The 11978-nt window shown below is 71.9% G+C and carries 10 protein-coding genes; 9 read left to right on the top strand and 1 reads right to left on the bottom strand.

Annotated features, from left to right (window positions below; all coding sequences use genetic code 11):
• The 3 genes from I5G_RS24195 to sucD form a co-directional block, all read left to right on the top strand.
• The coding region (locus I5G_RS24195) for an endonuclease/exonuclease/phosphatase family protein (RefSeq protein ID WP_204365580.1) at nucleotides 1-1025 on the top strand (1025 nt) is incomplete at its 5' end.
• A gap of 83 nt (nucleotides 1026-1108) precedes the next feature.
• A complete protein-coding gene (gene sucC / locus I5G_RS18490; RefSeq protein ID WP_022880383.1) occupies nucleotides 1109-2272 on the top strand; it encodes an ADP-forming succinate--CoA ligase subunit beta in 1164 nt (387 codons plus the stop codon).
• 12 nt (nucleotides 2273-2284) lie between these two features.
• Nucleotides 2285-3187: a succinate--CoA ligase subunit alpha gene (sucD, locus tag I5G_RS18485; protein ID WP_022880382.1), complete on the top strand. Its 903-nt coding sequence runs from the start codon at nucleotides 2285-2287 to the stop codon at nucleotides 3185-3187.
• A gap of 557 nt (nucleotides 3188-3744) precedes the next feature.
• On the opposite strand, the gene I5G_RS18480 is transcribed toward sucD, so the two are convergent.
• On the bottom strand, nucleotides 3745-5196 hold the full coding sequence (locus I5G_RS18480) for an NCS2 family permease (RefSeq protein ID WP_022880381.1): 1452 nt from the start codon (nucleotides 5194-5196) through the stop codon (nucleotides 3745-3747).
• 65 nt (nucleotides 5197-5261) lie between these two features.
• Between I5G_RS18480 and I5G_RS18475 the strand changes: the two genes are divergently transcribed.
• The 6 genes from I5G_RS18475 to I5G_RS18450 all read left to right on the top strand — a co-directional run bounded on the left by I5G_RS18475 (nucleotide 5262) and on the right by I5G_RS18450 (nucleotide 11965).
• Entirely contained in the window at nucleotides 5262-5705 is a 444-nt protein-coding gene (locus tag I5G_RS18475) for a nitroreductase family deazaflavin-dependent oxidoreductase (protein ID WP_022880380.1), read from the top strand.
• Nucleotides 5706-5861: 156 nt separating this feature from the next.
• Nucleotides 5862-8519 (top strand): nitrite reductase large subunit NirB, encoded by a 2658-nt coding sequence (gene nirB, locus I5G_RS18470; protein WP_022880379.1) that lies wholly within the window; start codon nucleotides 5862-5864, stop codon nucleotides 8517-8519.
• The gene (nirD, locus tag I5G_RS18465) at nucleotides 8516-8914 is read left to right on the top strand and encodes a nitrite reductase small subunit NirD (RefSeq protein ID WP_022880378.1); all 399 of its coding nucleotides are present in this window, start codon (nucleotides 8516-8518) and stop codon (nucleotides 8912-8914) included. Before nirB ends, nirD begins: the two co-directional genes overlap by 4 nt.
• Nucleotides 8911-10143, top strand: coding sequence for a uroporphyrinogen-III C-methyltransferase (gene cobA / locus I5G_RS18460; protein ID WP_022880377.1), 1233 nt, complete (start codon nucleotides 8911-8913; stop codon nucleotides 10141-10143). The genes nirD and cobA overlap by 4 nt, the downstream gene beginning before the upstream one ends.
• Nucleotides 10140-11279, top strand: a complete 1140-nt coding sequence (locus I5G_RS18455; protein WP_022880376.1) for a uroporphyrinogen-III synthase — start codon at nucleotides 10140-10142, stop codon at nucleotides 11277-11279. The genes cobA and I5G_RS18455 overlap by 4 nt, the downstream gene beginning before the upstream one ends.
• Nucleotides 11276-11965, top strand: coding sequence for a sirohydrochlorin chelatase (locus I5G_RS18450; protein ID WP_022880375.1), 690 nt, complete (start codon nucleotides 11276-11278; stop codon nucleotides 11963-11965). The genes I5G_RS18455 and I5G_RS18450 overlap by 4 nt, the downstream gene beginning before the upstream one ends.
• Nucleotides 11966-11978 lie beyond the last annotated feature (13 nt).

Below are 11978 nucleotides of genomic sequence, written 5' to 3'. Positions count from 1 at the left end.
GCCGAAGGGCCCGCGTGAGCCGTCGCGCCGATCCTGCGCCCGCGCGGATCGGGTGGGCGGTGATCGCCGCGTTCGCGGCGGTCACGAGCGCGCGGGTCTGGCCGGTGCGGCTGCTCCCCGTCGCGATCGGGGTGCGGGGCGTCGAGCGGCGTGTCCTGGTCGCGGCGTACCCCCTGCTCGCCCTCGCGCTCGCGGTTCGGCGCCGCGGACTCGCGGGGGCCGCGGCGGTCTTCGCCGTCGTGCATCTCGTCTCGCGGGTGCGCAGCCGCGGTGCGCGGTCGCCCCGGCCGATCAGCGAGGACTCGCTGCGGGTGCGGCTCGTCACGGCGAACCTGCTGTGCACCAACCCCGACGTCGCCCGGCTCGCCGACGACCTCGTCGCGGAGGATGCCGACATCGTGATGGTGCAGGAGGTCACGCCCGAGGTGCTCGCGATGCTGCGGCGGTCGCGCCTGTGGTCGGCGTACCGCCATCGCCGCGTCGCGGCGCGGCCCGAGTTCCACGGCGCCGCCACGTTCTCGCGGTTCCCGGTCGTGGCGCACCAGGTGCTCGACGTCGCGGGGTCGCCGATGCTCCGCACCGACCTCGCGACTCCGCACGGTCCGCTCCTCGCGGTCAACGTTCACACCGTGGCGCCGCTCACGCTCGGACAGGCGCGACGGTGGCAGCGGCAGATGGAGTGGCTCGCCGTGCTCGGGCGGAGCACCGACGGCGCGATCGTGATGGCCGGGGACTTCAACGCCACCGGCGACCACCGCCCCTTCCGCCGACTGCTGCGGGGACGCCTGCGGGATGCCTTCGACGCGGTCGGTCGCGGATCGGGGGCGACGTGGCCGGTCGGTCACCGTCTCCTCCCGCCCCTGCTGCGGCTCGACCACGTCGTGGTGAGCGACGACGTCGAGGTGGGAGCGCTCTCCACCGCGACCAGCACCGGCAGCGATCATGCCCGGCTCGTCGCGGAGCTCGGCATCCGGAACCCCCTCCGTTGGAAGGTGCAACCGTCCGGGCCGTTCAGCGCCGTCTAGTAGGGTTGTCGCTTGGCAAGATCTCTTGATATCGAGAGATCTCAGCCTCCTCCCACCACCGATCGCCCAGCGAAGGATCATCCGTGGATCTCTACGAGTACCAGGCCCGAGACCTGTTCGAAAAGTACGAGGTGCCGGTGCTCGCCGGCATCATCGCCGACACCCCTGAGGAGGCGAAGGCGGCCGCAGAGAAGCTCGGCGGTGTCGTCGTCGTCAAGGCTCAGGTCAAGACCGGAGGCCGCGGCAAAGCCGGCGGTGTGAAGGTCGCGAAGAACCCCGACGAGGCCTTCGAGGCGGCGCAGGCCATCCTCGGCCTCGACATCAAGGGCCACGTCGTCAAGCGCGTCATGGTCGCCGCGGGTGCCCGCATCGCCAAGGAGTTCTACTTCTCGGTGCTGCTCGACCGCGCCAACCGCTCCTACCTGTCGCTGTCCAGCGTCGAGGGCGGCATGGAGATCGAAGAGCTCGCCGTCGAGCGTCCCGAGGCTCTCGCGCGCGTCGAGGTCGACCCGCTCGAGGGCATCTCGCCCGAGAAGGCGCTCGAGATCGCCAAGGCCGCGAAGTTCGACGATGAGCTGGCCCCGAAGGTCGCCGACGTGTTCGTCAAGCTCTACAACGTCTACAAGGGCGAGGACGCCACGCTCGTCGAGGTGAACCCCCTCATCCAGTCCGAGGACGGCGGCATCATCGCCCTCGACGGCAAGGTCTCGCTCGACGAGAACGCCGGCTTCCGCCACCCCGAGCACGAAGAGCTCGAAGACAAGGATGCCGCCGACCCCCTCGAGGCCAAGGCCAAGCAGCACGACCTCAACTACGTCAAGCTCGACGGCCAGGTCGGCATCATCGGCAACGGCGCGGGTCTGGTCATGTCGACCCTCGACGTCGTCGCGTACGCCGGTGAGAACCACGGCGGTGTGAAGCCCGCCAACTTCCTCGACATCGGCGGTGGCGCCTCGGCCACGGTCATGGCCGCCGGCCTCGACGTCATCCTCGGCGACGAGCAGGTCAAGAGCGTGTTCGTCAACGTCTTCGGTGGCATCACCTCGTGCGTCGCCGTCGCGGAGGGCATCGTGAAGGCGCTCGAGATCCTCGGTGACGCCGCCACCAAGCCGCTCGTGGTCCGTCTCGACGGCAACCAGGTCGAAGAGGGTCGCGCGATCCTCGCCGCCGCCAACCACCCGCTCGTGACCCTCGCCGCCGGTATGGACGAGGGCGCCGACAAGGCCGCCGAACTGGCCAACGCGTAAGGGATAGAACAGATGTCGATCTACCTCAACAAGGACTCCAAGGTCATCGTCCAGGGCATCACCGGCGGCGAGGGCACCAAGCACACGGCCCTCATGCTCAAGGCCGGGACGCAGGTCGTCGGTGGCGTCAACGCCCGCAAGGCCGGCACGACCGTCACCCACAAGGACGCCGCCGGCAACGACGTCGAGCTCCCCGTCTTCGCCTCGGTCGAAGAGGCCATCCGCGAGACCGGAGCCGACGTGTCGATCGCGTTCGTGCCCCCGGCCTTCACGAAGGACGCGATGGTCGAGGCCATCGACGCCGAGATCCCGCTGCTCGTCGTGATCACCGAGGGTGTGCCCGTCGGCGACACCGCCGAGGCGTGGGCGTACGCGAAGTCGAAGGGCGAGAAGACCCGCATCATCGGCCCGAACTGCCCCGGCATCATCACCCCCGGTGAGGCGCTCGTCGGCATCACGCCCGCGAACATCACCGGCAAGGGCCCGATCGGCCTCGTGTCGAAGTCCGGCACCCTGACGTACCAGATGATGTTCGAGCTGCGCGACCTCGGCTTCTCGACCGCCATCGGCATCGGCGGCGACCCGATCATCGGCACCACGCACATCGACGCGCTCGCCGCGTTCGAGGCCGACCCCGAGACCAAGGCGATCGTGATGATCGGTGAGATCGGCGGCGACGCGGAAGAGCGCGCGGCCGCGTTCATCCAGGCCAACGTCACCAAGCCGGTCGTCGGCTACGTCGCGGGCTTCACCGCCCCCGAGGGCAAGACCATGGGCCACGCCGGCGCCATCGTCTCCGGCTCCGCCGGTACCGCCCAGGCGAAGAAGGAGGCCCTCGAGGCCGCCGGCGTCAAGGTCGGCAAGACGCCGTCCGAGACCGCCGCCCTGATGCGCGAGATCATCGAAGCGCTCTGACGCTTCCGCTTTCGGGCCCGGATGCCATGGCATCCGGGCCCTTTCGCGTTGGCGGGTGTTGCACTGAACCCGGGGTTGCGGCTGCGCGGGCAGTGGGTTCCGGCGTCGAGTGTCCAGGACACGCCGTGTCGGGTCGTGCGCGTGCGGCGTGTTCTGGACGCTCGACGAGAGGGAGGGCCTGGGGCGGCGTGGACCGGACCGGATGCCCGGGGGTGGCGCGTCGCGTCTCGGTTCAGTGTCCAAGACACGCGGACTGAGCCGCGGGACGTCCGCGTGTCTTGGACACTGGATCTGGGGGTTCGGCGGCGCGCGCCGTGTTCCGGCGTCGAGTGTCCAGGACACGCCGTGTCGGGGCGCGCGCGTGCGGCGTGTCTTGGACGCTCGCCCGGGTCGGGCGGGGCGGCGGGCGAACGGCGGGATCGCGAACGCCCACGATCGGGTCGAACGCTCACGATCGGGGCGACCGGTGCGTGAGCGCTCGACCGGATCGTGAGCGCTCGGCACCCAGAAGAAGGGGCCTGGATGCCGTGGCATCCAGGCCCCTCCTGAGCACAGAGTCAGCCGAGCAGCGACTCCACGGGGCCGCGGGCGAAGAAGACGACGAAGCCGGCGGCGACGATCCAGAGCAGCGGGCTCACGCGGCGGGCGCGGCCGGACAGCGCCTGGATCACGACCCAGCTGACGAAGCCCGCGCCGATGCCGTTCGCGATCGAGTAGGTGAGCGGCATGACCGTCACCGTGAGGAACACGGGGATGAGCACGGACAGGTCGCCGAGGTCGAGGTGCCGGATCTGCCCCATCATCAGGGCACCGACGATCACCAGCGCGGCAGCGGCGATCTCGCTCGGCACGATGCTCGTCAGCGGCGTGAAGAACATCGCGAGGAGGAACAGGCCTCCCGTGACGACGTTCGCGAGGCCCGTGCGGGCGCCCTCGCCGATGCCGGAGCCCGACTCGATGAACACCGTGTTCGACGACGCGGAGGTCGCGCCACCGGCGACCGCGCCGATGCCCTCGATGATCAGGGCCGAGCGCAGGCGCGGGAACGTGCCGTCGGGGGCGGCGAGCCCGGCCTCGCGGGAGAGGCCCGTCATGGTGCCCATGGCATCGAAGAAGTTCGTGAAGACCAGCGTGAACACGAGCATGAGCGCCGCGAGCACGCCGATGCGCCCGAACGAGCCGAAGAGGTCGACCTGGCCGACCAGCGAGAGGTCGGGGAGACCGACCCACTGCGTCGGGAGGGTCGGCACGCTGAGGCTCCAGCCGCCCGGGTTGTCGGTCGAACGCGCGCCGAGCTTCGCGATCGCCTCGACGATCACCGCGATCACCGTGCCGCTCAGCAGGCCGATGAGGAGCGCCGCCTTGACCTTCCGCACCATCAGCACGGCGGTGATGAGGAGCGTCAGCACGAACAGCGCGGTCGGGATCGTGGCGATCGAGCCCTGCACGCCGAGGCCGACGGGCGGCGACGACAGGCCCGTCGAGGTCACCAGGCCGCTGTCGACGAAGCCGATGAACGCGATGAACAGGCCGATGCCGACCGTGATCGCGGTCTTCAGTGCGAGGGGCACGGCCTCGAAGATCATGCGGCGCAGACCCGTGACGGCGAGCAGCACGATGATGAGGCCGTTGATGACGACGAGGCCCATGGCCTCGGGCCACGTGACCCCGCCCACGATGCCGACCGCGAGGAACGAGTTGATGCCCAGGCCCGCGGCGAACGCGAACGGCAGGCGGGTGACGAGGCCGAAGAGCATCGTCATGACACCGGCGGTGAGCGCGGTGACCGCCGCGACCTGGGGGAAGCCCAGGGCGTTGCCGGCGACGTCGGGCGTGCCCGACAGGATGATCGGGTTCAGGATGACGATGTAGGCCATCGTCACGAACGTGACGACGCCGCCGCGCACCTCGGCGCCGACGGAGGATCCGCGGGCGGTGATCTCGAAGAAGCGGTCGAGCGCGTTCTTCGGGGCGGGGGCAGCGGCGGTCTCGGGAGCGGAGGTGCTCATGGGGCTCCAGAAATGGGGGGAGGGGACGGGGCCGGAGGCGGGGGAACGGGCATATCGTGGGGGACATGCCGCTCTCAGGACAGTATCTGCCCAGCACCAGCGAATGGGCCCGTTCGCAGGCCGAGACCTTCGAGGCCACCGGGGGTCAGGAGGGCGCGGATCTGCGGGGCGTTCCCATCATCGTCCTCACCACGGTCGGGGCCAAAACCGGTGGTCTGCGCAAGACGGCCCTCATGCGCGTCGAGCACGACGGTCGGTATCTCGTCGTGGCATCCAAGGGTGGCGCTCCCGAGCACCCCGCGTGGTTCTACAACATCGTGAAGAACCCGCGGGTCGAGCTGCAGGACGGCGACGTCAAGCGCGAGTACGACGCGCACCAGGCCGAGGGCACCGAGCGCGACGAGTGGTGGGCCCGCGCCGTCGCGGTCTGGCCCGACTACGCCGAGTACCAGAAGAAGACCGAGCGCCGCATCGAGATCTTCGTCCTGGAGCCGGTCTCGGGCGCGTGAGTCGCCAGGATTTGTCGCTTCCGGCGCAGCCGAGGCGACAAATCCTGGCAACTCACGCGAATCTCACACGGCGGGATGGATGCCGTGAGAGAAACGTTCCTCGGGGGTAACGCGGGCAGGACACCGGGGGAAACCTCGGCTGCTTAGCGTCGGGGCATGGCCCGCTCGCATCCCGCAACCGACCCGAAACGCGGCGCTGACCGCGTCGCAAAGTCCGACGCGTACGGTGACGACGTGCTCCACCCCGCGTCATCCGGTTCCGTCGTGGTGATCGGCGCGGGCATGGTCGCCCACCGCTTCGTCGAGAGCCTCACCAGCCGCGACACCGACCGCCGCTGGTCGGTGACCGTCCTGGGCGACGAGCCGTGGGGGCCGTACGACCGCGTCGGCCTCACCGGATTCTTCGGCGGCAAGACCGCGGAGGACCTCGCCCTCGACCCGGCGGTCCTCGCCCACGACCGCGTGACGGTGCGCACCGACGCCCGGGTCACGCGGATCGATCGCGACGTCCGCACCGTCACCACCGCCGACGGCACCGTCTACCCGTACGACCGCCTGGTGCTGGCTACGGGGTCGTTCTCGGCGCGGCTCGCGCTCGACGGATTCGACCACCGCGGCTGCTTCGTCTATCGCACGCTCGGCGACGTCGCGGCGATGCGGGAGTGGATCGCCGCGCGTTCCGCACAGCTCGGGCGCCCCCTCCGCGGCGCGGTCGTGGGCGGCGGCCTGCTCGGTCTCGAGGCCGCGGGAGCGCTGCAGTCCGAGGGCGTGGCGCCGTTCGTGCTGCAGTCGAACGAGCGGCTCATGTCGGCGCAGCTCGACCTCGGCGGCGCGAAGGCGCTGGAGCGGCTCATCGAGGCGCGCGGCATCCAGGTCCGTACGTCTTCGGTCACCACCCGCGTGGATGCCGATGCCTCCGGTGCCGTGTGCGGACTCGAGCTGCGCGACGGCACGTGGGAGGCCGTGGACATCGTCGTGTTCACGGTCGGGGTGCGTCCGCGCGACGAGCTCGCGCGCACGGCGGGGCTGCGCGTCGACCCGCGCGGCGGTGTCGTCATCGACGCGGGCTGCGACACGTCCGACCCGGCGATCCTCGCGGTCGGCGAGGTCGCGAGTTTCGACGGGCAGTGCATCGGCCTCGTCGCTCCCGGGTACGCGATGGCCGAGGTCGCCGCTACCCGGCTCCTCGGCGGCGACGGCGCCTTCCCCGGGTTCGACACGTCGGCGAAGCTCAAGCTCTCCGGCGTCGACGTCGCGAGCTTCGGCGACGCGTTCGCCGAGACGCCCAACGCCCTCGACGTCACGTACGCCGACCCCGTGTCGGGCGTCTACAAGAAGCTCGTGCTGAGCGACGACGCGCGAACGCTGCTCGGTGGCATCCTGGTCGGCGACGCCTCGGCGTACACGACGCTGCGTCCGCTCGTCGGCCGCGCGCTCGGCGGCGACCCGGCCGCCTACCTCCTGCCCTCGGACCTCGCGCCCGCCCCGCAGGGCGACCTGCCCGCCGACGCGATCGTCTGCTCCTGCAACGGCGTCACGGCCGGCACCATCCGCGAGGCCGTCACCGAACACCAGTGCGCGGATGCCACCGAGGTCAAGGCCTGCACGAAGGCGGGCGCGGCGTGCGGTTCGTGCTTCACGCTCGTGAAGAAGCTCGTCGCGACCGAGCTCGCGGCATCCGGCAAGGAAGTGTCGAACGGGCTGTGCGAGCACTTCTCGTTCACCCGCGCGCAGCTGTTCGACGCCGTGCGCGTCTCGGGCCTGCGCACCTTCACGTCGATCGTCGAGCGCTTCGGCACCGGCCGCGGCTGCGACATCTGCAAGCCGGCGCTCGCGAGCATCCTCGCGAGCCTCTACTCGGAGCACGTGCTGCAGGGCGAGCTCGCGACGATGCAGGACACCAACGACCACGTTATGGCCAACATCCAGCGCGACGGCAGCTACAGCGTCGTGCCGCGCATCCCGGGCGGTGAGATCACGCCCGAGGGGCTCGTCGTGATCGGCGAGGTCGCGCGCGACTTCGGGCTGTACACGAAGATCACCGGCGGCCAGCGCATCGACCTGTTCGGTGCGCGCCTCGACCAGCTCCCCGACATCTGGCGCCGTCTGGTCGACGCGGGCTTCGAGTCGGGGCACGCGTACGGGAAGTCGCTGCGCACGGTGAAGTCGTGCGTCGGTTCGACGTGGTGCCGCTACGGCGTGCAGGACTCGGTCGGCATGGCCGTGCAGCTCGAGCTCCGGTACCGGGGCCTGCGCTCGCCGCACAAGCTCAAGTTCGGCGTCTCCGGCTGCGCGCGCGAGTGCGCCGAGGCCCGCGGCAAGGACATCGGCGTGATCGCGACCGAGGCCGGCTGGAACCTCTACGTCGGCGGCAACGGCGGCTTCACCCCGAGGCACGCGGTGCTGTTCGCCGAGGGACTCGACGACGACGGACTGCTCCGCGCCATCGACCGCTTCCTGATGTTCTACATCCGCACGGCCGACCGGCTGCAGCGCACGGCGCCGTGGGTCGAGGAGTACGAGGGCGGCCTCGAGGCACTCAAGGGCGTGGTGTTCGACGACACCCTCGGTATCGCGGACGACCTCGACGCCGCGATGGCCTCGCACATCGACGCGTACGAGGACGAATGGGCCGCGACCCTCGCCGACCCCGAGAAGCTGAAGCGCTTCCACAGCTTCGTCAACGCGCCCGCGACGCCCGACCCGTCGCTCGCGTACGTCGCCGAGCGCGGTCAGGTGCGCCCGGCCACGGCGGAGGAGCGCTCCTCGGGCGCCGTCCTCATCGGCGGCACGACGCTGGCGGTGCGCTCATGACGATCCTGGATGCCGAGACCCCGGATGCCGAGACGATGAGCGCCCCGACCTGGACGCGGATCTGCCGCCTCGACGACCTGTCCGTCGAGCGCGGGGCCGCGGCCCTCCTGGGCGACCGGCAGATCGCGCTGTTCCGGACGTTCGACGGGCGCGTCTACGCGACCGACCAGATCGACCCGTTCAGTGGCGCCGCCGTGCTCTCGCGCGGCATCGTCGGAGACCGCGGCGGTGTTCCGACCGTCGCCTCCCCGATGTACAAGCAGGTGTTCGACCTGCGCACGGGAGCCTGCCTCGACACCCAGGGCAAGGACCCGCACGACCTCCGCGTGTACCCCGTCGCCGTCCGTGACGGCGAGGTGTTCGTGAAGATCACGACCGAGGGAGACCCCCGATGATCGCTCTCGCAGGACTCGATCTCACCGACCGGCTCGTCGTGTGCGTCGGGGCCGGTGCCGTCGCGGAACGCCGCATCGACCGACTCCGCGCGGCCGGTGCGCGCGTCCGCGTCATAGCTCCCGTGGCGACCGCCGGGATCGCCGAGCTCGCTACGGCCGGTGAGCTCGATTGGCATCCACGGTCCTTCTCCGACGACGACCTCGACGACGCCTGGTTCTGCCACACGGCCACCGGCGACGCGGCCGTCGATGCCCGCGTGGTCGCCGCCGCCGAGCAGCGCCGCGTGTGGTGCGTCAACGCCGGGCACGGCGGCAAGGGCACCGCGCGCCTCGCCGCCGAGACCACCAGCGGCGACGTCATGGTCGGTGTGGTCTCGACCGCCGGTGCCGACCCCCGCCGCAGCGTCGCCGTGCGCGACGCGATCGCCCAGCGCCTCGCCGAAGGCGCCCTCCCGCTCCGCCGCCGACGTCGCCCGCTCGTGGGGAGTGTGGCGCTCGTCGGCGGCGGCCCCGGCCCCGTCGACCTGCTCACCGTCCGTGCCCGGGCGCTGCTCGCGGAGGCCGACGTCGTCGTGCACGACCGGCTCGGGCCGACCGGCGTCCTCGCCGAGCTCGGCGACGACGTAGAGATCATCGACGTCGGCAAGCGCCCCCAGCACCACCCGGTCCCGCAGGACGAGATCAACGCCCTCCTCGTCGAGCGCGCCGCGCGCGGCCTCCGGGTCGTACGGCTCAAGGGCGGCGATCCGTTCGTCTACGGCCGCGGCGGCGAAGAGGTGCTCGCCTGCCGGGCAGCCGGCATCCCGATCGAGGTCGTCCCGGGTATCAGCAGCGCGATCGCCGTTCCGCAAGCCGCGGGCGTTCCCGTGACCCATCGCGGGGTCGCGGGTACCCTTCACATCGTGAATGCCCAGGAGACGCCGAGCGCCGCGACCCTCGCGGCCCTGCGCGACGACGCCGCGACCGTCGTGGCGCTCATGGGCGTGAGCGCCCTGCCGCGGTTCGCGGCCGCCGCGCTCGCCGCGGGGGCTCCGGCCGACCGCCCGGTCGCGTTCGTCGAGAACGGGCACACGCCCGCGCAGCGCACCATCCGCACGACCCTCGGGACGGCGGTGGCGGATGCCGAGACCCACCGCCTCGCGAACCCCGCGGTGCTCGTGTTCGGCGAGGTCGCCCGCCCCGACCTGCTGCTCCCCGTCCCGGCCGTGCACGGTGAGGGAACGGGGTGACCGTTCCGCAGCGGACGATCTCGACGGTGCTGCAGGGCTGCACCGTCCTCCTCCCCGTGGATCGCCGGTCGGGGGAGCTGTCGGCTGCCCTCGAACGCCACGGCGCTCGCGTGCGGGTCGCGCCGGCGCTCACGATCGTCCCGCACGTCGACGACGACGAGCTCGTCGCGCAGACCCGGCATCTGGTCGACGACCCGCCGGACGTCGTGGTCGCCACGACCGGCGTCGGGTTCCGCGGCTGGATGGAGACGGCCGACGAAGCGGGCCTCCACGACGCGCTCGCGGCCGTGATCGAGCGGTCGCGCATCGTCGCGCGCGGCCCCAAGGCACGCGGTGCGATCCAGCAGGCGGGGTTCGAGGCCGACTGGGTCGCCGAGTCCGAGACGGCCGCCGAGCTGCGCGACTTCCTCCTCGCCGAGGGCATCGAGGGTCTGCACATCGCCGTGCAGCATCACGGCTCGGGAGCGGACGGCCTCGACGAGGCGTTCGCCGAGGCCGGCGCGCGCGTGACGAGCCTCACCATCTACCGTTGGGGGCCGCCCCCGGACCCGGCCCTCGTCGCGGCGTCGGCGCAGCTCGTCGCGCGCGGCGAGATCGACGCCGTGCTGTTCACCTCCGCCCCGGCCGCGCGCGAGTGGCTCCTCGCCGCGCGGCGCGCGGACGCCCTCGACGACGTCGCGGCGCGCGCCCGCGCCGGACACGTGCTCATCGCGGCGGTGGGGCCCATCACCGCGGCGCCGCTCGTCGAGGCCGGGATCACGCCGCTCGTGCCCGACCGCGGCCGCCTCGGTGCGCTCGTGCGCGCGGTGGTCACGCACTACGGCGGAGCGCACGCGCCGGTGATCCGCACGACCGCGGGGGTGCTCGGCATCCGTTCGGCAGGCATCGTGCTCGACGGAACCTTCCTGCCGCTGCCGCGCACCGGTGTCGAGATCCTGCGCGCGCTCGCCCGGGAACCCGGCGCGGTCGTGTCGCGCGCCGACCTCGTTGCGGCGCTGTCGACCGCCGAGGCGAGCGGGCACGCGGTCGAGGTGGCGGTGGCGCGGACGCGCGAGGCCCTCGGGGATCTCGACCTCATCCGCACCGTCTACAAGCGGGGCTACCGGCTCGACGTCGTCGACGAGGAGGACTCATGACCGCGGTGCTCGTCGCCTGCGCCCATGGCACCCGTTTCGAGGAGGGCCGCGTGGTCATCCGCGCACTGCTCGACATGCTGCGGGCCACCGCCCCCGACGGGGTCGAGGTGCACGAGGCGTACGTCGACGTGCACGAGCCGTACGTCACCGACGTCGTCGCCGCTGCGCGCGAGCGCACGGACGACGTCGTGATCGTCCCGCTGCTGTTGTCGACGGGGTACCACACCGAGGTCGACCTGGTGGAGGCCGCCGGGGGACTCCCGATCGCGCCCGCGCTCGGCCCGCACCCGGTCCTCGCCGAGATCCTGGCGGACCGCGTGCGCGAGGCCGGTGCCGCTCCCGACGACACCGTCGTGCTCGCGGCGGCCGGCTCGACGCGTCCCGGCGCGGTCGTCGACGTCGAGCGCATGGCCGAGCTGCTGGCGGATGCCGGGATCACGGCGCCCGTGATCGCCGCCTACGCCGCGGCGTCCGAACCCCGCATCGACGCCGCGGTCGCGGCCGCGCGGGCGGAGGGCCGCCGCACGGTCGCGGCGAGCTACGTCCTGGCCCCCGGACACTTCTCGCGCGTGATCGAGCGAGCGGATGCCGACGCGACCACGGCCCCGATCGGCGCCGATCCGCGGCTGGCCGAGGTGGTCTGGGAGCGCTGGCGCGCCGCGCGTTCCGCACGTTCCCTCGCGTGAGGGGTCACTTTCT

This window comes from Microbacterium sp. B19 (assembly GCF_000333395.1).
Classification (GTDB): domain Bacteria; phylum Actinomycetota; class Actinomycetes; order Actinomycetales; family Microbacteriaceae; genus Microbacterium.
The sequence above is the reverse complement of the archived record's forward strand: the minus strand, read 5'-3'. Positions and strand labels throughout refer to the sequence as shown.

Bases quoted from the DNA above. Each gene is read 5' to 3' on its own strand.
- I5G_RS18475 (WP_022880380.1), top strand. From the start codon at position 5,262: ATGCCGCTCTCAGGACAGTATCTGCCCAGCACCAGCGAATGGGCCCGT.
- nirD (WP_022880378.1), top strand. From the start codon at position 8,516: ATGACGATCCTGGATGCCGAGACCCCGGATGCCGAGACGATGAGCGCC.
- sucD (WP_022880382.1), top strand. From the start codon at position 2,285: ATGTCGATCTACCTCAACAAGGACTCCAAGGTCATCGTCCAGGGCATC.
- cobA (WP_022880377.1), top strand. From the start codon at position 8,911: ATGATCGCTCTCGCAGGACTCGATCTCACCGACCGGCTCGTCGTGTGC.
- I5G_RS18450 (WP_022880375.1), top strand. From the start codon at position 11,276: ATGACCGCGGTGCTCGTCGCCTGCGCCCATGGCACCCGTTTCGAGGAG.
- I5G_RS18480 (WP_022880381.1), bottom strand. From the start codon at position 5,196: ATGAGCACCTCCGCTCCCGAGACCGCCGCTGCCCCCGCCCCGAAGAAC.
- nirB (WP_022880379.1), top strand. From the start codon at position 5,862: ATGGCCCGCTCGCATCCCGCAACCGACCCGAAACGCGGCGCTGACCGC.